Genomic DNA, 19,335 nt, shown 5'->3' on the forward strand with positions numbered 1-19,335 from the left:
CCCATTTCACATGAACTCTTCGGTTTCGCCGCGACAGAACGCAGAATTGTTGGAAGAAAAATATTCTCAATGGTGCGAGGACCCGCGGTCGGTCGATGCGACATGGGCTGCATTTTTCGAAGGATTCGAGCTGGGTTCGGCCCAGGTGAAGAAGAAGGAGGAGGCCGCGGCTTCCGGCACTCCTGCGGTGGCGGTCGCCCCATCGGTGGCCGACAATGACGTGGCGTTCCACGGACGGGTGACGAGCCTGGTTTACAATTACCGGACGCTCGGCCACACCCAGGCGGCGATCAACCCGCTGGATGCTCCGGAGCGGAATCCGCGCCTGCGCCCCGACCAGTTTTCCCTCACGGAAGCGGACATGGACCGCGAGGTGGCGAGTTCGTTCTTCCGCCACGGTGACCGGATGAAGCTCCGCGACATGGTGGCTGCCCTGGAGGCGACCTATTCGGGAAAAATCGGTTTCGAGTTCATGCACATCCACAACACGACCGTCCGCCACTGGGTGCGCGAGCGGATCGAACTTCATGCGATGCGTGACGAGTCCAGCCCGGCGAAAAAGCTCAACTCATTGTGTTGGGTGCTTGAGGCTGAGGCGTTTGAAAATTTCCTTGGTAAGCGGTTCCTCGGTGAGAAGCGTTTCTCGAACGAAGGTGGCGAAGGCGCGATGATCCTGCTCAACGCCCTGCTCGAAGGATGTCCCTCGCGCGGAGTGAAGGAGATCGAAATGGGGATGTCCCACCGCGGCCGCCTGAATGTGCTGGCGAATTTCGTCAGGAAATCCCTCACCACCCTGCTTTACGAATTCACCCCGACCTACGAACCGGACACGGTCGCAGGGGATGGCGATGTGAAATACCACCTCGGCTACGAGAGCATCCGCGAAGTGCCGGATGGCAAGGTCCGTGTCAGCCTGGCGGCGAACCCAAGCCATTTGGAAGCGGTGAATTCCATCGTGGAGGGCAAGGCCCGCGCCCGCCAGCGGGTGCTGAACGATCTCCACGGCGGCGAAATCGACCGAGGCCAGGTGCTGCCGATCCTTCTCCACGGTGATGCCGCTTTCGCGGGCCAGGGCTCGGTCGCGGAAGTGTTGAACCTTTCCCAGCTCAAGGGCTACCGCACCGGCGGGACCATCCATCTCATCATCAACAACCAGATCGGTTTCACCACCGCTCCCGCCGACGCGCGTTCGTCCGAATATGCGACGGACGTGGCCAAGATGATCGAGGCTCCGATCCTCCACGTGAATGGCGAGGAGCCGATGGAGCTCTACTGGGCCGCGCTTTTCGCCCTGGATTTCCGCCAGAAATTCGGCCGGGACATCGTGTTGGACATGTATTGCTACCGCCGGCAGGGCCACAACGAGGCCGACCAGGCGGCGTTCACGCAGCCGATCATCGCCAAGAAAATCGCCGAGCGTCCGACGTTCGGTAAAATCTACAAGCAGCAGCTCGTCGCCGAAGGCGTCATCTCCCAAGCGGATGTCGAGGAACTGGAGACCGCCATCTGGGGACGCTTCGAGGCAGGCTATCAGAAGATGCTCCAGCTTCAGGAAGCGGGCGACCGCACCGCGTTCAGCGGTTCGACCGGTGTCGACCAGGTGCCGTATTCCCATGCTCCCATCGCCACCGGCATCAACCGCGAGGCGCTCCAGAAGATCGGCGCCGTGCTGACAACCATTCCGGACGGTTTCGACCTGAACCCGACCTTGGAAAAGCGTTTCATCCCGCGCCGTGCGGAAGCTCTCACCAACGGCGGCCCTTATGACTGGGCCTTCGCGGAGTCGCTGGCATTCGGTTCCCTTCTGCTCGAGGGCACTCCCGTCCGGCTTTCCGGCCAGGATTGCCGCCGGGGCACTTTCTCACACCGTCACGCGGTCTTTTATGACTATGAGACGCGCGAGCGTTACATCCCCTTGGAAAACCTCGACCCGTCGCAGGCGAAGTTCTGCGTGCACAACTCGTTCCTTTCCGAATTCGCGGTGCTCGGGTTCGACTACGGCTATTCGCTTTCCTACCCGGCCATGCTGACCCTTTGGGAAGCGCAGTTCGGTGATTTCGCGAACGGCGCGCAGGTCATCATCGACCAATTCATCTCCTCCGCCGAGTCCAAGTGGCAGACACCGAGCGATCTCGTGATGCTGCTTCCCCACGGCTACGAAGGCATGGGTCCGGAGCATTCCAGCGCCCGGCTCGAGAGGTTCCTGCAGCTCTGTGCGGAGAAGAACATGATCGTCGGAAACTTCACCACGCCCGCGCAGTATTTCCACGCATTGCGCCGTCAGAAGCACCGGGAATTCCGCAAGCCCCTCATCCTGATGACTCCGAAGAGTCTTCTCAGCCGTCCGGAGGCCATTTCGCAGGAGTCGGATTTCCTCGAAGGCACTTGTTTCCAGGAAATCCTTCCGGATACGAAGGTGTTCGAAAACCCGGGCAACGTGAACCGGGTGATCTTCTGCAGCGGAAAGGTTTACTACGATCTCGTCGCCAAGCGTCAGGAAAACGGCATCGAAGATGTCGCCATTGTCCGTGTCGAACAGCTCTATCCGCTTCACGATGAAATGGTTGGAGTTCTCATCAGCCAGTATTCGAACGCTTCGGCATTTGTCTGGTGCCAGGAAGAACCTCACAACATGGGCGCGTGGTCCTACATCGCACCCCGCCTCGAAGAGGTCGTCGGTCGGAAGATCCGTTATGCGGGCCGGGGCACAGCTTCCAGTCCCGCCGCCGGTTCCAAGGCGATGCACTACCGCGAACAAAAAGCGCTGCTCGTCCAGGCATTCGAAGTCTGAAACCATCCATTTTTCCCAACTCTCACCACGCCTCATCCATGTCACTCGACGTCAAAGTTCCCGCCGCTGGAGAATCGATCACCTCCGCCAATGTCGCCCGCTGGCACAAAAAAAACGGCGATCCCGTGAAAAAGGGCGAGATCCTCGTCACCTTGGAAACCGACAAGGTGTCGAACGAACTCGAAGCCGCCAGCGACGGCGTGTTGGAAATCCTCGTTGGTGAAGGCGAAGAGGTGTCCATCGGCACCGTCATCGCCCGCATCTCGGGTGAGGTGGCCGCAGCAGCCGCCGCCGCAACCCCGGCTCCGGCACCTGCCGCCGCACCCGTTGTGAGCGCGGGTGGCATCGTCGAGCTGAAAGTGCCTGCCGCAGGTGAATCCATCACCTCCGCAAACGTCGCCCAATGGCGGAAAAAGGACGGAGATCAGGTCGCCCAAGGCGAAATCCTCGTCACCCTGGAAACGGACAAGGTTTCCAACGAGCTTGAGGCACCGGCTTCCGGACGCCTGAAGATCATCACCCCGGAAGGGGAGGAGGTCTCCATCGGTGCCGTCATCGCGACCATCGATTCCAGCGCCGCCGCCGGCACACCCGCCGCCGCGCCGGCCTCCGCACCCGCCGCTCCGGCTCCTGTCGCCGCCCCGGCACCCACGCCCGTCGCCACACCGGCACCGGTATCCGCCCCTGCCAAACCGGATTTCTCCGCTCCTGCCGCTCCGGCAGAGCGGGTCTCGACCGAAGCTGTCAGCGACGGCCGGACCACGCGCAAGAAGATGTCGATGCTGCGCCGCAAGATCGCCACGCATCTCGTCAACGCCCAGCAGACCGCCGCGATCCTCACCACCTTCAACGAGGTGGACATGACCGCCGTCATGGACCTCCGCAAGGCGGTGCAGGACGATTTCATGAAGAAGCACGGAGTGAAGCTCGGCTTCATGTCCTTCTTCGTGAAAGCCGTGGCCCAGGCCCTCAAGGACATCCCGTCCGTCAACGGCCGCATTGATGGCACGGACATCGTTGAAAACCACTTTTACGACATCGGCGTCGCCATCGGCACCGACAAGGGGCTCATTGTCCCGGTCCTGCGGGATGCGGACAAGAAATCCTTCGCCCAGATCGAAAAGGACATCCTCGACTACGCGAAAAAAGCCAAGGACGGCAAGATCACCATCGAGGATCTCACCGGCGGCGTCTTCACCATTTCCAATGGCGGGACCTACGGCTCGCTTCTCAGCACGCCGATCCTCAACCCTCCGCAAAGCGGCATCCTCGGCATGCACACCATCCAGCAGCGCCCCGTCGCTCTGAACGGCCAGGTCGTCATCCGCCCGATGATGTATCTCGCCCTCAGCTACGACCACCGCCTCGTGGATGGCAAGGAGGCCGTCACCTTCCTCATCCGCATCAAGGAGTGTCTGGAAAGCCCGACACGGTTGTTGCTGGAGATGTGAGCCGGAGAATGTAGGGACAGGCGGGAATGCCTGTCCTTTCTTCCGGCCTGGCAGGGGCAAATGCCAAAATGACGGCTTGGGTAGGTCATCCCCGTTGGAGAAAACCCTCTAAGTGTGCTTTCGTGCCTTTGGTGAGCCTGTCGTCGCAATGGGTGACGTTGCCATCACTTCCGCAGTGAGAACGCGAGCACCATCAGGGAAATGGCGATGATCCATGAGCCGAGGATGCGGACGCCGACCTTGGCCCATTGCTTGTCCGCGCCGTTCGACGCACAGATCGCGATGTAAAAAACGATCGCGTTCATTGCCAGCCAGGTGCCGATCAGGGTTTTGAGGATGGTTCCTGTGTCGCCGGTCTCCACTGCCGAATCGATTCCTATCCCGATGGCGGTCAAGGTACAGAGAAATTCCGGGACGAAGCGCGGCAGCCTTTTTTCCAGGGCGACAAGTATCGCGACGCACAGGGAGAGGGCGATGAGGACGGGTTGGTTGATTTCCCTGATCGTCCCGGTGAACGTGAACAACAGCGCGGCGGCGGAAGCCGGAGCGAACACCCGCAGGCGTTTGCCGAGATCGAGCGGCGTCTGCTGGCCAAGCAGCAGCCCCAGTCCCAGCAAGAGGAGTACATGCGCCGGTGTCATCACGGGGTGCAGCGCGCCGTTGCCGATTTCCCCCGCTCCCTCCACCGCCATGTGGGCGCTCGCCATGGGGGTGGAGAGGGCTGCCAGCGCGGCCGCGATTCCACAGGAAACCGAACGATGAGAACGCCGCGGGTAGGTTGTCATTCCGCAGGGATTTGCCCGCCATGTCCGGCCGGGGTCAAGCGCGATGTGGGCCGTCGTGGATTCATCTTCAATGTCGCTTCTGGTGGAAATGCGGAGCCGCGCTTTCTCCAGCGGACCGGATGGACCGCCAGGGGAACGAAGTTCCGGGGAGCACCGTTTCGTTGACATGGATGCGATGAGCCGCCACGTATCTTCTCAAAGATGACCATTCTCCATAAGACCAAGCCTCGGGCCGCAACCTTGCTGGCGTTCGCATTGATACTGCTTGTCCTGCCTTCGACCGCCGGCGCCCATACGGCGACGGGAGCGGCGGGCGGATTTTTCAGTGGTTTCCAACACCCCCTGACAGGACTGGATCACATCGTCGCCATGGTCGCGGTGGGACTGTGGGGAGCCTTCCTCGGCGGCCGGGCGATGTGGATGCTGCCGGTGATTTTTCCTGTGGTGATGGCAATGGGCGGGGCGATGGGGGTGCTGGCCCTGCCACTGCCGGGTGTGGAAACGGGCATCGCGCTCTCCGGTGTCGTTCTCGGAGCCATGGTCGCGCTCGCGGCCAGGCCTCCGCTGTGGGTGTCGGCGGTGCTCGTCGGGATCTTTGCGATTTTTCACGGGTATGCCCACGGCACGGAACTGCCCGAGGCGGCGGATGCGATGACCTTCGCCGTTGGTTTCGTGATTTCCACCGGTCTCCTCCATTTGGCCGGGATCGCCTTCGGCCTGCTGGTGAAGTGGCCATGGGGGCGGATCGCGGTGCGGTCGGGCGGAGTGGCGGTTGCTCTGGTCGGTTTCGGGTTTCTGGTCGGGTGGCTGTGAACGTGAAAAAGGTCCGCATGCGGTTTACCCTGATTTTTCTGGCGACGGGCCTGCTGTGGTTTGCCGGTGAAAAACCGGATCTCCTGACGGCCCACGAGACACGGATCATCGAAGGATGGAGCGTGCGGGTGGATGAGCGCCTGTTGAAAGGAGAATCAATGACGGTAGGCGAACGCGCTTTGAAGCTGCTTGATGCCAGGCTCGTCGCCATCGCCACGGTTGTGCCGGAGCCCGCCCTGGCGAAGCTGCGGGCGGTGACCATCGAGCTCGATCTCGATTGTGGTTCGCTCGCAGCGATGCAGTATCACCCTGGCGCGGGATGGCTGAAGGAGAACGGCTACCCTGCTGCGCTTGTGAAATGCGTGCATATCCCCCGGGCGGACAGGTTTCTCTCTCCCTTTGAAAACCACCGGATGCCATGGGCCGTGTTGCACGAACTGGCGCATGCGTATCACGATCAGGTGCTGGGCTTTGATGATCCACGGATCACCGCCGCCTGGGAGAAATTCCGTGACAGTGGCAGATACAAGTCCGTCATGACCACCACCGGGCAAAGGCGTGAGCACTACGGCCTCACCAACCAAAAAGAGTTTTTCGCCGAGATGACGGAGAGCTATTTCGGCTCGAATGACTTCCATCCCTTCGTCGCCGGTGACCTGAAAGAAGCCGAGCCCGGAATTTTTTCACTGATGGCGGAGATATGGGGAGCGTTGCCTGCCAACGATCCACGGTGAAATCCACGGGAAGCTTTCCATATCTATCCAGAATTCTGCTTGCGGTTGGTCCGGCAAGAAGAGACGTTCCCGCCGACCAATCACGAAAGCGTCATGGAATCCGGTGAGAACCCGGAACTGTCGCGCAGCGGTATCCAGATACGAGTCCCCACAAAGCCAATCGTTCCGATGGACGGTGAAGGCGGGGACAAGGCCAGGCTGGGAGTCCGAATACTTGCGCTTTCGTAGCTCGTCACCCGCCAACCGGCCTGCCGGGGAAGCAAATCAGTGGTCCTCCGCGAAAGAGGATCGACGGGAGAAGGACGCGTGATCCCACGCTGCCCTCTCTTTGTGCACATCGACAACACACATAAGAGAAACCAACAATGTTCCACCGCGCATTTTATATGCCCGCGGTGTCTGGCACCACCGTGTCCGGCATCCGGCCTGATCTGACAGAATCCTATAACAATCCCTTTTCCGGGATTTTCCATAAGATAAGGAAATCCTCGTTCGGAATCGTGATGCTCCTTTCGACCGGCCCGGCGATGGCCGGTTCCTATACCAGCTACAATGGCGGCAGCGGCATCGACACGCCGATCGCGGTGTCCGGAATCACGAAATGGGCCACCACCATCGCCGACTACTCGCCCGCTCCCGGACTGGGACCGAACTTCAGGAATCCCGCGTCCGGCGGTGCGTTTTCACTGGGTGATCTCTACAGCACGACCACACCGCCGACGGCGGGCACGGAACCGAACGCCTTCCATGCGGGCAGCGGCGCCGCAAATTTCCATCCTTACGGTGGTGATGTGAATGATACCACCGACACCTATGGATTCATCGGCATCGATGCGCCCGGATCGGTGACATTTTACTATGAAACGGGAATCTATAACGGAGCGGGGGCGGACCTCGCGGTCCGGGAGAATGGATTCGCCTCAGGGCCCGCACCGGGATTTTTCGCGGAGCTCGCCTTTGTCGAGGTGTCGAGCAACGGCACCGACTTCGCGCGGTTCCCGTCGATCTCGCTGAACACCACGCGGGTGTCCACCGCCGGGACTTTCCAGATGTATGACATGACGAACGTTTACAATCTCGCGGGCAAGCATGCGTCAAACCTCGCGACACCCTTCGATCTTGAGGAACTCGCCACCCACAGCCTTGTGCTCGGAGGAACGGTGAACCTGGCGAACATCAAATACGTGAGGCTTGTCGATGTGGTGGGGAATCCGGAATCCTCCGGAACCGCCGGAGCGCTGGATTCCCTGGGGAACCGGATACTCGACAACTGGACAACCTACGATTCGGGCGGGTTCGACATTTCGATCGTCGGCGGGCTTCCGCAGGCGGTGGGTGTTCTTCACGCGGTGCCGGAACCTTCCACGGCTCTGCTGCTGTGCTCCGCGATCCTTCCGCTGATGCTCCGTGCGCGCCGCGATCGCAAGGCATGATGCCCGAATCAACCACAACCATGAAACATCCATCAAACACGGGCATCATCTCGCTTGCGATCTCCCTGGTGATCGCGTCATCCGCCGCCGCCGCGCTGAGTTTCAGTCCGGGATATTCGGCGACATCCTACCATGTCCATGGCAACGGCGACGGGATCATCAGTTATGACTGGGGATCGGATGGGGCGCTCTATTATGCGACCGCGGATTCCTCGTTCTTATCCAGCGGGGTCTATCGCCACGACGGCACATCCACCACCACCATCCAGAACGCCAGCGGCAACTTCGCGGGTGGAAGCGTGGTTGCGATCGGTTCGTCCGTCTATTTCAACGACAGCACGTTCTCGAACACGCAGAACATTTATCGCTACTCCATCGGCGCGGGAACGACGACCACCGCTGCGTTGACGAATTACTCCCTGGGATCATACGACGGTCACCTTTATTCCACGGGCGGGGATTTCTCCGGGACGCGGCTGACTTATTATGTCGACGGTCTCACAGGAGGAACCATCGATCTGGGCGGGGTTGCGGGCGCGTCCGGACCGCTCACCTTCGATGCGGCCGGGAATCTGTACTACGCTCCGGGCTACGGCGACCTGGCCATCTACCGCTGGGATGCGGCGGAAGTGACGGCGGCGATTTCAGGAAACGGCTCGCCCTCCCTGTCCGCCAGCGGACACCTGTGGATCGACTACAGCACGGCGTTCGCGACGGCCGGCGGCGCGACCTCCATGCTCACGGATGCGGAGGGAAATCTGCTCGTCACCCTCACGAATTTCACCGATCCCTCGGCATTGGTGAAATTTTCGGCCGATGGCAGCGGGAATTATGAAACGATCCTCACCTCCCTCGACAGGTTGGGCGAACTGCGCGCGCACGACGGACAGCTTTACCTGTCGAGCGGGAACAGCGTCATGGCCATCATTCCCGAACCATCGACGTTGCTGCTCGGCATGTTCGCATGGGGCGGTTTCTTCATCCGCCGCCGGAGATAAGCCTCTACCCGCCATTCCTGATGAATCTCCGGACCCATCCCGTGGTGTGTTTCGCCGCCATGCTGACCATTCCCACCGTTCAAGCCGGGCCTTATTCCGCCGGGCTGGATGATCGTGCGAATTCCTACGACGCTCCGGTCCCGGGTTTCGTGGGACCGCACGGGGTGGGGAAGGCGCGGATCGATGATGGGACGGGACAATTCCAGAATCCGAACAATCGGGTGAATCCGTTGTTTTTCGCATGGGCGTCCAACTGCTCTTCCTACGAAAGATCGGACACCGATGCGGGATTCAATGAACCGGAGTATGCGCTCGGACCCGTGACGGGCGACAACTTCGATGTGGTTTCCCTCGGTGATCTGACTGCCGCGCAGATCACGACGGGAAATCCGGCGGGCCGCATCACGCTGAAATTCACCAAGCCGATCCGGAATCTTTCCGGCGCTGATTTTGTGATTTTTGAAAATGGATTCATTTCCGGTTTCAATACCGGTGGCTCGGGATCGGGGGGAGTTTATGCCGAGCTCGCCTATGTCGAGGTCTCCGCGGATGGGGTGAATTTCGTGCGCTTCAATCCCGTATCGCTCACTCCCTCGGCGGTTGGTGCGTACGGCACCATCAATCCCACCAATGTTTACAATCTGGCCGGCAAGCATGTGAATGCCTACGGCGATTGCTGGGGCACGCCCTTTGACATCGGGCAGACGGGTTTGAGTGAGATCTCCCATATCCGGCTGGTGGATGTGCCGGGCTCCGGCGCTTACAAGGATGGCGGGAACCGGTCGATCTTCGATTCCTGGCGGACCTTCGGCTCCGGAGGCTTCGATCTGGAAGCGGTGGGATCCATCTCCACTCCCATGACTTTCGGCCAGTGGCCGTTGCTTGCGGAGCTTCCGGCGAACATGAGGACGACAACCGCCGATCCCGACAACGATGGCATCCCTAATCTCATGGAATATGCCTTCGGGCTGCTGCCGTGGGAAAAAAATCCGAAAGGCACGGGCTGGCGTTGTCAAACAATCACGGTTGGAGCGGAGTCGTTTTACGAATTCACCACTCTTCGTGACGAACGTTGCATGGATCTCGTGCGGGATCTCCAGGTATCAAGCGATCTGAAGATCTGGACGACGCTCGCCCGGAGCACGGCAGGTGGGGTGTTTCTACCTCAGAATGGATTCACTCCCTTGATCTCGGACCAGCGGGTGGGGGATCTGGCGAGTGTGGGAGTCATGCGGGAGGATCGCATCCGCGATACAAGGCCGGTGTCTGAATCGGCAAAAAGGTTTTACCGGCTTTCCATCACACGACCCACGCCATGAAAAGCATCCGCAGAAAGTCCGGAGGCTTCACCCTGGTGGAAATCCTGGTGACGCTCTCGGTTGTCGTGGTTCTCGGCCTCATCGTTTACAAGGGAGGCCGTTCGTTGGTCGATACCGCGCGGATCACACAGAGCATGGCGAATCTGAGATCCCTTGCCGTTGCCAATGCCGGGTATCAGGCCGACAACGGCGTCTTTTGTCCTGCGGACGACCAATACAACATGAGGCGCTGGCATGGGGCGAGGAAGTCCGGCAGCGGCAAGTTCGATCCGGCTGAGGGGTTTCTCGCTCCCTATCTGGGCAAGAGCCGCGCGGTCGGGATCTGCCCGTTGTTCAAGAATATCGTGGGGGACGAGCAGAGCTTCGAGTCCGGGACGGGAGGGTATGGATACAACGCGGTCTATATCGGCGGGCGCCCCGGTTCGAATTTCGACCGCTCCACGAAGCTTAGGATATCGGAACGGATCGCGAATGTTTCCAGTCCGGACAGGACGGTGATGTTCACGACCACGGCCTACGCCCGCGAGTCCGGGCTTCAGGAATATCCCTATTGCGAACCTCCGTTCTGGGATTACGGCGGTGGCCCCTCGGGAGACAAACCCAGCCCCACCGTGAATTTCCGGGCGAATGGGAAAGCGCTCGTCGCATGGTGCGACGGCCACGTGACCGCGGAATCCAACAACAAGGACCCGACTCATGGGCTCAACCCCCACCAGGGCGACAGTCATGAATTCGACCTCGGTTGGTTCGGCCCGGAGGAAAACAACGGGTATTGGAATCCCAGACGTCCGTAGCTTTCCGCAGCCCGTTGTCTCACAGGCATTCGATTTTGAAGAGCCAGCACAAGAATGGTCCCAAAACGAGGACACGCTTTCCCGTGTTTGTCGCAACTTCGATCCGATACGTGCCCGAGCCTTCGACATCAGGCGGAGAGCCGCCCGGCGTCGCAACCGGATGCCATGAACGCCCTGCGACCGAGCGTTTCAATACCACCAGTCCCGCGAAAAGGATGGTGACATCCAAAGCGGGGCCGCTGGAGTGCAGGGCCAGCCTTGTGAAGAAGCATGCCGATAGCAGGACCGCCGATACGGCAGCGTGGGCAACGACCGCCAAATCGGTGACAGCAGCCAGCCAAGGATGATCGGGCCACGTTGTGCCGGCGAGGGCCGATGCGACAACCAACAGGGCGAAAAAAAACATCAGTGGCCCGGCAATGCGCCAAAAGGGTGGTCGGAAATCCCTGTCGATCGCTTCCATGGTTTTTTTTCAATCGTTTTCAAAACAGCGGCGAGCCCGGAAAAAACACCCGTTGAATGAACCACGCGCTTCCCATGAGGGCGATCACGGCCGAGCCGATGATCCGCACCTGCAGCAGGTATTTTTTCAGAGGCCGGATGAGAATGAAAGCGACCGCCAGAATGGCGATCTGGGCCAGCTCCACTCCTAGGTTGAAGCCCAGCAACGGTCCGACCAACCCGCTTCCGGAGATTCCCTTGAGCTTTTCCGCGAGGATGCCCGCATAGCTGAGCCCGTGGAGCAGGCCGAAGCAGAAGACGAAAATGAGCCGTTGCTTTCCGAGCTGGCGCTTCAGCAGCAGGTTTTCGACACCTATCCAAGCGATGCTCAGCGCGACGAGATGCTCGATCCACACTTCCGGGAAACGAACGAATCCGAAGATCGACAGCGCGAGTGTGATCGAGTGGGCGAGGGTGAACAACAGCGATTGCCGTACCAGCGGTTTCCACTGCGGGGCCAGTAGGAACAGGCCCAGGATGAACAGCACGTGGTCCCACCATATCACGTGCCGGAATCCGGATTCCAGGAATCCGCCCGCTACCGGTTTCTCAATGGGCGCGGCGGCACCCGATGACTCCTGTTTGAGCAGCATCAGGCTGCTACCGGGAAGCGTGCTGATGATCTGGGGATTTTCGGATTCCTCCGTTTCCTCGATCAGGATGATCAGCTCCGTCTCCTGCTCCCCGGCCCAGTGGATGCGCAGTTCTCCCGCGCCGGGGAGGGGATCGATCAGCAGCCGTGTGGTGAGGAGCGCGATGTCGCCCGCCTCCTCGGGCAGTTCGAACGGCTGCTTTTCAAAATCCGGGAACTCGATCCTCCAGGCGACGTCTTTCCCGGCGAAGGTGAAGCGCAGCAGTTTGCGCAGCGTGTTTTCCGTCTCCTTGCGGATGCGGGCCAGTTCCTCCGGCGGTGATTTCATGACAGCCTCCCGGCTCAGGGGCAGGCCATCGGGGATCACCCGCGTTTCCGGCAGCATGTAGGCGATGTCCATTTCCCCCAACAGCCGCCATTCGTGATCGAGTTTCAAAAACTCCAGTTCCACCGACGCCACCTGATGGGCCCGGACCGAAGGCAGGAGGCTGGCAAGGAAGAGCAGGCAGGCGAAAAGTCGGGCGAATCTCATGCGTGGGAAAACTTGTGGCGAGATGTAGGGCGGAGGTCCGGATTTGACCACCACGAACCAAGGATGTCTTGTTACGCGGTTTTTTTCAGGTGAAATTTCCGGAAACTCGCCGCTTTACAAGGCCGGGAGTGCCCCCCATAGTCCCGCGCCCATGACTTTTCTTGCGATCAACTGGCTCAATATTAGCATCGATCTCCTGCTGGTGATCTTCGTGATCGTCTGCTTGCTGATGACCTTGGTCATCCTCATGCAGCGTCCGAAACAGGAAGGTCTCGGTGCCGCGTTCGGCGGTGGCGTGACGGACCAGGTGTTCGGTGCCCGCACGACGAACGTCCTGCAGCGCGGCACGGTGTATCTGGGATCGCTCTTCTTCATTCTCAGTCTGGTGCTTGCGGTCTTGATCGGTCAGAAAAACAAGACCATCAGCACCGTCACGGCCGCGGACACCGCACCGAAGACCGTGGAAGTGAAGCCTGCGGAGCCTGCCGCTCCGAAGTCGCTGGAGGCGGAGCTTCCTCCTGCCGACCCTGCTCCGGTTGAAACCCCGGCTCCTGCGGAGGTGCCTGCCGATGCCTCGGTTCCCGCTCCGGAATCCGCACCTGCCGCTCCTGAACAAGTCGTCCCACCTGCCGAACCGGCACCTGCGGACGCGACGGTCGCTCCGGAAGACAAACCGAAGGAGCAGTAACGCTCTTTCACCAGCGTGAACGAAGCCCATTTGGAAAATGCCGATGCTCCGGTGTGGGCTCGCGAGGATGCGTTTCCAGAGGCTCCCGCCGGTTGGGGCTGGGTTGATGTCAAATCACGGGTTTCGTGCGATTCGCTGGAAGCGCTGACCGAGGCGATCCGTGATGATCACGATGGCAGTCTGGCGCTGGTCTGGACACCGGACCATCCGCGGATGATGTTGGCGGAAGAACTCAAGGGCATGGGCGACGCATTGCGCACCGCCCGGTCCCGCTGGGTGAGGGAGGATATGGATGACGCGGGTTACAAGCTGCGCTGGTTTGGCACTGCCTTGGTCGGGTTCAGCCTTTATTCCTTTTACGGAGGCTTCCAATACGCCGGACGGCTTGCGGCCCAGTCGGGCGTGGTTCCGGACATGGGTTCCAAGCTGGCATTCGCCACACGCGCCATGCTTGGTTCCACGTCGTCCGGACTCGCCTTGCTGATGTTCGTGATCTTCGCGTTCATTCCGTGGTATCAGGCCCGCAAGCGTTCCAAACAACTTGGCCGCTGGACCGAAAAAGGCATCGCCGATGCCGCTCCCACGATCCGTTTCGAAACATGGCTGGCGTGGCAGAAGGCGCCGCTTACCAAGGTGTTCCTGATTCTCATCTCGCTGGTCGCTTTGGCACAGATCCTCGTGCAGTTCAAAAGCGATGGCATCGGCACTTTCATGCACTTCGGTGGCACGGCCGCCGCAGGGCTTCAGAAACAGACCTATCTGGAAGGGGATTGGTGGCGGCTGTTCACCGCACCATTCCTCCACGGAAACATCGTCCATTTCCTGATGAATGCCGCGGGCCTGTTGTACCTGGGAAAACGTCTGGAAGTCTTCGCCCGCTGGCCCCACCTGCCTCTGGTTTTCCTGTTCAGCGCCTGCATCGGTGGCGAGGCATCCGCCCGGTTTGTGGATGCTCCCTCCGTAGGTGCTTCGGGCGGACTGATGGGCTGGCTTGGTTTCCTGATGGTTTTCGAAACACTTCACAAGCAACTCGTTCCGCTGCGTGCGAGACGGAGGTTGGCGGCCGGTGTCTTGCTGACGGCGCTCATCGGAGTCATCGGTTACCGCTACATCGACAATGCCGCGCATGCGGGAGGCCTTCTCGCGGGCATGATCTATGGTGTCATCGTGTTTCCTTCCACCGCCTCGGCGCGCCGCCCGCGTTCCACCGTGACGGACCGCATCGCGGGTGGTGCCGCGATGGTCGTGCTTGTCGCATCCGCCCTACTCGCCGCCGCGAGAGTCCTCGCCGGCTGAACCCTGTGGCATCGGCTGAAAACCCGGTGGGTTTCCGCAACCCCGTCGTCCGCTTTACGGTTGGCATTCCGGGATCACGCACCGATAGTGGCCCGCATCGTTCCCGCCCGCATCAGAACCTTTTCCCAAAATCCATGTTCCGCACGACCTGCGCCCTGTTGGCCCTGACCGCATCCCTTCCGGCCGCCACCCGGATTTTCCAGACCTTCGAAGGGGATGGTTTCGACACTTGGAAAACCGAGGGAGCGGCGTTCGGCCTGGCTCCTGTCGCTGGAAAAACGGACGACATGGAAAAGCCGTTCACCGCCTACTCGAACGACAGTTTCGCCTCCTCCACCCATGGCGGCACCTCCGAGAAGGGCGCATTGGTTTCTCCGGAGTTCACCATCGCGGAACCCTACATCACCTTCCTCATCGCCGGTGGAAACTCCGCCGGAAAAACCGCAGCGCAGCTCGTCATCGACGGCAAGGTGGTGCGGGAATCCGTCGGAAAACAGAACCTGCGTTTCACGTCCGCCCTGTGGGATGTCACCGAGCTCAAGGGAAGCAAGGCTGTCATCCGTCTGGTGGACGATGACGACGACGCGGGCTGGGGATTCATCGCCATCGACCAGATCGTCCTGACCGACTATCCCAACTACAAGTTTCCTCCCACGACCCGCGAGGGCAAGGCGTTCGTAGAAGGCCTTGAGGCCACCGATGTCGTCGCCGGGGCGAACATCCCGATCGGCAGCACGCTGAAGGTGGAAGCCACTTACAAGGACCAGCAGGTCACATCGCCCACGGCGCTCACGTTCGATGACCAGGGCCGTATCTACCTTTCGGAAACGCACCGGTTCCGCGAAGGGATCGAGGACGACCGGGACAATCTCTATTGGTATCTCGACGACCTCGCCGCGAAAAAGACCAGCGACCGCCGCGCGCTTCACGAGAAGTGGAAGGAAAAACTTCCCATCGAAAAACTAACGAAAAAAACCGAGATCGTCCGCCGCCTTGCGGATACGGACGGGGATGGGAAGATCGACGAGTCCAAGGTCTTCGCCGATGGTTTCAATGACGTGTTGGATGGCACCGCCGCAGGGGTTTTCTATTACGAAGGCAGCCTTTATTTCGCCTGCATCCCGAAAATCTATCAACTCCGCGACACGGATGGCGATGGAAAGGCGGACGCGCGTGATGTCGTGGCGGATGGCTTCGGCGTACGGGTTTCCCTGTCGGGTCATGACCTGAACGGGTTCACCCTCGGTGGGGACGGCCGCATTTACGGCACCGTGGGCGACCGCGGGATGAGCCTGCTCACCAAGGAGGGCAAGGCCTATGACTATCCGAACGAGGGCGCCGCGTTCCGCTTCGAGCCGGATGGCACGGGTTTCGAATTGTTCCACACCGGACTGCGGAATCCCAAGGAGATCGCCTTCGACGCTCTGGGGAATGCCTTCAGCGTGGATAACAACTCCGACCAGGGGGATGCCGCGCGTGTGGTCTATCTGGTGGAGGGCGGGGATTCCGGCTGGCAGATGGAGCATCAGGCGATGCACACGTTCCACCGCCAGATCGGTCTGAAGGACCACCCTCCGAGCCGTTGGATGGATGAGAAAATGTGGGAGCTCCAGAATCCGTCGCAACCGGCCTATATTCTTCCGCCAAGCGCCCATCTGACCTCCGGGCCCTCGGGCCTCACCGCGAATCCGGGTGCCGGATTCCTGGAGGGGGAGGCGGGACGTTTCCTCATTGCCGACTACCGGGGAGGAAGCGCGAACTCCGGCATCTGGTCCTTCGAGATGAAACCGAAGGGCGCGGGCATGGAAATGACCGACTCGCGCCAGTTCCTGTGGGGAGTGGCCGCCACCGATGTGGAGTATTCCTGGGACGGCAAGGTTTACATCAGTGACTTCATCACCGGATGGGCGTCTCATGAGGACGGACGCCTGCTTTCCCTGGATGCCGGCGAAAACACATGGCTGGCAGCGGATGCCGCCGGTGCGGCGAAGATCATGAAGGAAGGCTTCGAGCAACGCAGTTCCGCGGTGCTGGCGAATCTCCTGAAGCATCCGGACGCCCGCATCCGCCTGCGGGCTCATCTCGCGCTGACCCGCAAGCCGGACGGTGTCACGCGCCTCGTCGAAGCGGCGGACTCCTCGAATTTCATGGTCCGCATCCACGCCATCCAAGGGCTGGGTGTCATTTCACGCCGCGGGGCGGCCTTGCTGCCGAAGAGCGAATTCGCCACCATTCCGGACGCGAAAAATGGTAAAACCGCGGACGATAAGCTGACCGCGCTCCTCGCTGACAAGAATGCGGAGATCCGCGCCCAGGCGTTGCGCGCGCTTGCGGATTCAAAATCCGATCCGAACGGCATTCCTCTGGGACCCCTGCTCGGGGATGAATCGCCGCGGGTCCGCTTCTTCGCCGCGATGCTGGCCGGAAAGCGCAAGATGATCGGCTACTACGGACCGATCTGCGATCTGCTGGCGGAAAATGACAACCGAGATGTCTACCTTCGCCATGCCTGTATTTTCGCGCTCCAGCAACTGGCCACGAAGCCCACCCTTCTCGTCGGACTGGCCGAACACGAGTCCGCAGCCGTCCGGCTTGCGGCGGTGGTCGCGCTGCGCCGCATCAAGAGTCCCTTGATCTCCAACTTCATCAGTGACGCGGATCCGAAAGTCGCGGATGAGGCCATCCGCGCGATCTGTGATCTGGACATGGTTTCCATCCGTCCCGAAGTGGCCGGGTTGCTGGACAATCCCGCCTCCCGTCAATGGACGCCGTTCATGTTGCGCCGTCTTGTCCACAACTCCTACCGGCTGGGAACTCCGGAAGATGCCGTCCGGGTGCTCAAGGTCGCGGCGGATGCGTCGATGCCACAAATCGTCCGGCTGGAAGCCTTGCGGCTGTTGGAAATCTGGACCGATCCATTTCCCGTTGACCAGCTGACGGGCCATTGGAATCCATTGGAAAAACGCGAACTTTCCACCATCCAGCCCGCCCTGCTGGAAGCCTTGCCGGGCCTTCTGAAACAAGACGGTCCGGTGCTCACCGCCGCTCTCGGACTGGTGAAGCATTATAAACTCGAGGTCCCCGGACTTGATGACAACGCCCTGCGCGGGTTGATCAAAAACGGAAAACTGCCTGCCGAAGCCCGGGCCGTCGCGCTGGATCTGCTCATCCGGCACAAGCCCGGGAACCTTGATGGTTTTCTGACGGAAATCACGGCGGACCCGTCCGATGAGGTGGTTCTCACCGCCCTGGACGCCATGGCGAAACTCTCGCCGGAGAAATCGCTGCCTGCTTTGGAAGCCGCCGCGAATTCCAGCAGCGCCCCACGTGCCCAGAAAACATGGAACATACTCGCAGGTGTCCCGGGTGAGGCCGTGGATGCCATTTTCATCAAGCAGCTCGAAGCCCTGCGTGCCGCGAACGGCATCTCGCCGGCGGCCATCGAACTCACCGCCGCGGCGAAAAAACGCAAGGCCGGGCCGGTGAGGGAAGCGCTCGCCGCCCTTGAGAAATCCCTGGCGGAAAACAGCGACCCCCTTGCCAAGTGGAACAGTTCGCTTGAAGGCGGAGATCCGGAGAACGGCGCGGCCCTCTTCGCCTCGCACCCGGCCAGCGAGTGCAAGCGTTGCCACCGTGCGGAGGAAGGTCACACCACCGGTGGCGAAACCGCCCCGAACCTGGTCGGTATCGCGAACCGCCACAAGGACCGCCGTTATTTCCTCGAGTCCATGATCAACCCTGCGGCGGTCATCGCTCCGGGCTTTGGCGCGGTGCTGGTGGATTTCAAGAACGGCGCGAGCCTGACAGGCAATCTCATCGCGGACACACCGGAGCATCTCGACATCGATGCGGCGGGAAAAGCCGTTCGGATCAACCGCGCCGACATCGCCACCGTCACCACTCCCGCCTCGCCGATGCCTCCGATGGGCGGCTTGCTGAAGCCGGAGGAACTGCGCGACGTCATCGCCTGGCTCGCCAGCCTCGACAAGGGTGGTGAGCTGCCGAAACCGGCGGCTCCGGTCCCGCTGGATCCGGCCTCATTGCTCGTTCCTGCTTCTGCCGACAAAAGCACCTCCGCTGTCGATCCCGTCCTGATGAAACTCGGCCAGCAGCAGTTCATGGTCTGCGGTGCCTGCCATGGCCAGAGTGGCGAAGGCACCGCCGCCGGTCCGCCGCTGGCAGGTTCCGAGTGGGTGACTGGACCGGAGGAAAACCTCATCCGCATCCAGCTACGCGGCTTGCACGGACCGATCAAGGTGAAGGGTCAGGAATACAATTTCCCCGCAGGCATGGCCGCTCTCGCTTACCAGACCGACGAGCAGATCGCAGCCGTGCTCACCTATGTGAGAAACTCTTTTGGCAACTCCGCTCCGGTGGTGAATGCTTCCGCGGTGACCGCACTCAGGGGTGAGGTCGGCAAGCCACCGCTGGTGGCGGCGGACCTGGTGGCTCCTTCTGTTCCACAGGACGCATCCCCTACCACCTCCAAGGAGGTGTCCGGAAAATATGACAATCTTTCCAAGGAAGGTTTTCCAGGCAAATGGATCTTCGCGGCCGCCGCGGTGATCGGGTTGGCGGGACTCGGGTTGTTCCTGAAGAAGAAATGAT

Annotated in this window: 14 protein-coding genes and 1 riboswitch; of the genes, 11 read left to right on the forward strand and 3 right to left on the reverse strand. The window is 60.8% G+C overall.

The window, feature by feature from the left end; translation table 11 throughout:
* The first annotated feature begins 10 nt into the window (after nt 1-10).
* Entirely contained in the window at nt 11-2,791 is a 2,781-nt protein-coding gene (locus JIN84_RS13545) for a 2-oxoglutarate dehydrogenase E1 component (protein ID WP_200351576.1), read from the forward strand.
* Nucleotides 2,792-2,829: 38 nt separating this feature from the next.
* On the forward strand, nt 2,830-4,242 hold the full coding sequence (gene sucB, locus JIN84_RS13550) for a dihydrolipoyllysine-residue succinyltransferase (protein ID WP_200351577.1): 1,413 nt from the start codon (nt 2,830-2,832) through the stop codon (nt 4,240-4,242).
* Between the two features lie 164 nt (nt 4,243-4,406).
* On the opposite strand, the gene JIN84_RS13555 is transcribed toward sucB, so the two are convergent.
* Nucleotides 4,407-5,027, reverse strand: a complete 621-nt coding sequence (locus JIN84_RS13555) for a HupE/UreJ family protein (RefSeq protein WP_200351578.1) — start codon at nt 5,025-5,027, stop codon at nt 4,407-4,409.
* 201 nt (nt 5,028-5,228) lie between these two features.
* On the opposite strand from JIN84_RS13555, the gene JIN84_RS13560 reads away from it, so the two are divergent.
* From JIN84_RS13560 to JIN84_RS13585, 6 genes are all read left to right on the forward strand, one after another.
* Entirely contained in the window at nt 5,229-5,840 is a 612-nt protein-coding gene (locus tag JIN84_RS13560; RefSeq protein WP_200351579.1) for a HupE/UreJ family protein, read from the forward strand.
* A gap of 17 nt (nt 5,841-5,857) precedes the next feature.
* Nucleotides 5,858-6,574, forward strand: coding sequence for a M90 metallopeptidase family protein (locus tag JIN84_RS13565; RefSeq protein ID WP_200351580.1), 717 nt, complete (start codon nt 5,858-5,860; stop codon nt 6,572-6,574).
* 45 nt (nt 6,575-6,619) lie between these two features.
* Nucleotides 6,620-6,810, forward strand: a riboswitch (cobalamin riboswitch).
* Nucleotides 6,811-6,960: 150 nt separating this feature from the next.
* On the forward strand, nt 6,961-8,007 hold the full coding sequence (locus JIN84_RS13570) for a PEP-CTERM sorting domain-containing protein (RefSeq protein ID WP_200351581.1): 1,047 nt from the start codon (nt 6,961-6,963) through the stop codon (nt 8,005-8,007).
* A 20-nt stretch (nt 8,008-8,027) separates the two neighbouring features.
* On the forward strand, nt 8,028-9,005 hold the full coding sequence (locus JIN84_RS13575) for a PEP-CTERM sorting domain-containing protein (RefSeq protein WP_200351582.1): 978 nt from the start codon (nt 8,028-8,030) through the stop codon (nt 9,003-9,005).
* Nucleotides 9,006-9,025: 20 nt separating this feature from the next.
* On the forward strand, nt 9,026-10,324 hold the full coding sequence (locus JIN84_RS13580; RefSeq protein WP_200351583.1) for a hypothetical protein: 1,299 nt from the start codon (nt 9,026-9,028) through the stop codon (nt 10,322-10,324).
* A complete protein-coding gene (locus JIN84_RS13585; protein WP_200351584.1) occupies nt 10,321-11,118 on the forward strand; it encodes a prepilin-type N-terminal cleavage/methylation domain-containing protein in 798 nt (265 codons plus the stop codon). The genes JIN84_RS13580 and JIN84_RS13585 overlap by 4 nt, the downstream gene beginning before the upstream one ends.
* Nucleotides 11,119-11,137: 19 nt before the next feature.
* On the opposite strand, the gene JIN84_RS13590 is transcribed toward JIN84_RS13585, so the two are convergent.
* Together JIN84_RS13590 and JIN84_RS13595 are read right to left on the reverse strand one after the other, a co-directional pair.
* The gene (locus tag JIN84_RS13590; RefSeq protein WP_200351585.1) at nt 11,138-11,581 is read right to left on the reverse strand and encodes a hypothetical protein; all 444 of its coding nucleotides are present in this window, start codon (nt 11,579-11,581) and stop codon (nt 11,138-11,140) included.
* 19 nt (nt 11,582-11,600) lie between these two features.
* Nucleotides 11,601-12,743 (reverse strand): HupE/UreJ family protein, encoded by a 1,143-nt coding sequence (locus JIN84_RS13595; protein WP_200351586.1) that lies wholly within the window; start codon nt 12,741-12,743, stop codon nt 11,601-11,603.
* A 151-nt stretch (nt 12,744-12,894) separates the two neighbouring features.
* Between JIN84_RS13595 and secG the strand changes: the two genes are divergently transcribed.
* The 3 genes from secG (at nt 12,895) to JIN84_RS13610 (ending at nt 19,334) form a co-directional block, all read left to right on the forward strand.
* Nucleotides 12,895-13,431, forward strand: a complete 537-nt coding sequence (gene secG / locus JIN84_RS23285) for a preprotein translocase subunit SecG (RefSeq protein WP_200351587.1) — start codon at nt 12,895-12,897, stop codon at nt 13,429-13,431.
* A gap of 15 nt (nt 13,432-13,446) precedes the next feature.
* Nucleotides 13,447-14,727, forward strand: coding sequence for a rhomboid family intramembrane serine protease (locus JIN84_RS23430; protein WP_200351588.1), 1,281 nt, complete (start codon nt 13,447-13,449; stop codon nt 14,725-14,727).
* A 134-nt stretch (nt 14,728-14,861) separates the two neighbouring features.
* Nucleotides 14,862-19,334 carry a DUF7133 domain-containing protein gene (locus tag JIN84_RS13610; RefSeq protein WP_200351589.1) on the forward strand — a complete coding sequence of 1,491 codons (4,473 nt, stop codon included), beginning with the start codon at nt 14,862-14,864 and terminating at the stop codon, nt 19,332-19,334.
* Nucleotide 19,335 lies beyond the last annotated feature (1 nt).

Origin of the sequence: Luteolibacter yonseiensis (assembly GCF_016595465.1) — a bacterium.
Classification (GTDB): domain Bacteria; phylum Verrucomicrobiota; class Verrucomicrobiia; order Verrucomicrobiales; family Akkermansiaceae; genus Luteolibacter; species Luteolibacter yonseiensis.

Coding starts and splice junctions, on each gene's coding strand:
- JIN84_RS13560 (WP_200351579.1), top strand. CDS start 5,229: ATGACCATTCTCCATAAGACCAAGCCTCGGGCCGCAACCTTGCTGGCG.
- JIN84_RS13585 (WP_200351584.1), top strand. CDS start 10,321: ATGAAAAGCATCCGCAGAAAGTCCGGAGGCTTCACCCTGGTGGAAATC.
- JIN84_RS13545 (WP_200351576.1), top strand. CDS start 11: ATGAACTCTTCGGTTTCGCCGCGACAGAACGCAGAATTGTTGGAAGAA.
- JIN84_RS13610 (WP_200351589.1), top strand. CDS start 14,862: ATGTTCCGCACGACCTGCGCCCTGTTGGCCCTGACCGCATCCCTTCCG.
- JIN84_RS13580 (WP_200351583.1), top strand. CDS start 9,026: ATGAATCTCCGGACCCATCCCGTGGTGTGTTTCGCCGCCATGCTGACC.
- JIN84_RS13570 (WP_200351581.1), top strand. CDS start 6,961: ATGCCCGCGGTGTCTGGCACCACCGTGTCCGGCATCCGGCCTGATCTG.
- JIN84_RS13595 (WP_200351586.1), bottom strand. CDS start 12,743: ATGAGATTCGCCCGACTTTTCGCCTGCCTGCTCTTCCTTGCCAGCCTC.
- JIN84_RS13555 (WP_200351578.1), bottom strand. CDS start 5,027: ATGACAACCTACCCGCGGCGTTCTCATCGTTCGGTTTCCTGTGGAATC.
- JIN84_RS13590 (WP_200351585.1), bottom strand. CDS start 11,581: ATGGAAGCGATCGACAGGGATTTCCGACCACCCTTTTGGCGCATTGCC.
- JIN84_RS13575 (WP_200351582.1), top strand. CDS start 8,028: ATGAAACATCCATCAAACACGGGCATCATCTCGCTTGCGATCTCCCTG.
- sucB (WP_200351577.1), top strand. CDS start 2,830: ATGTCACTCGACGTCAAAGTTCCCGCCGCTGGAGAATCGATCACCTCC.
- secG (WP_200351587.1), top strand. CDS start 12,895: ATGACTTTTCTTGCGATCAACTGGCTCAATATTAGCATCGATCTCCTG.
- JIN84_RS13565 (WP_200351580.1), top strand. CDS start 5,858: ATGCGGTTTACCCTGATTTTTCTGGCGACGGGCCTGCTGTGGTTTGCC.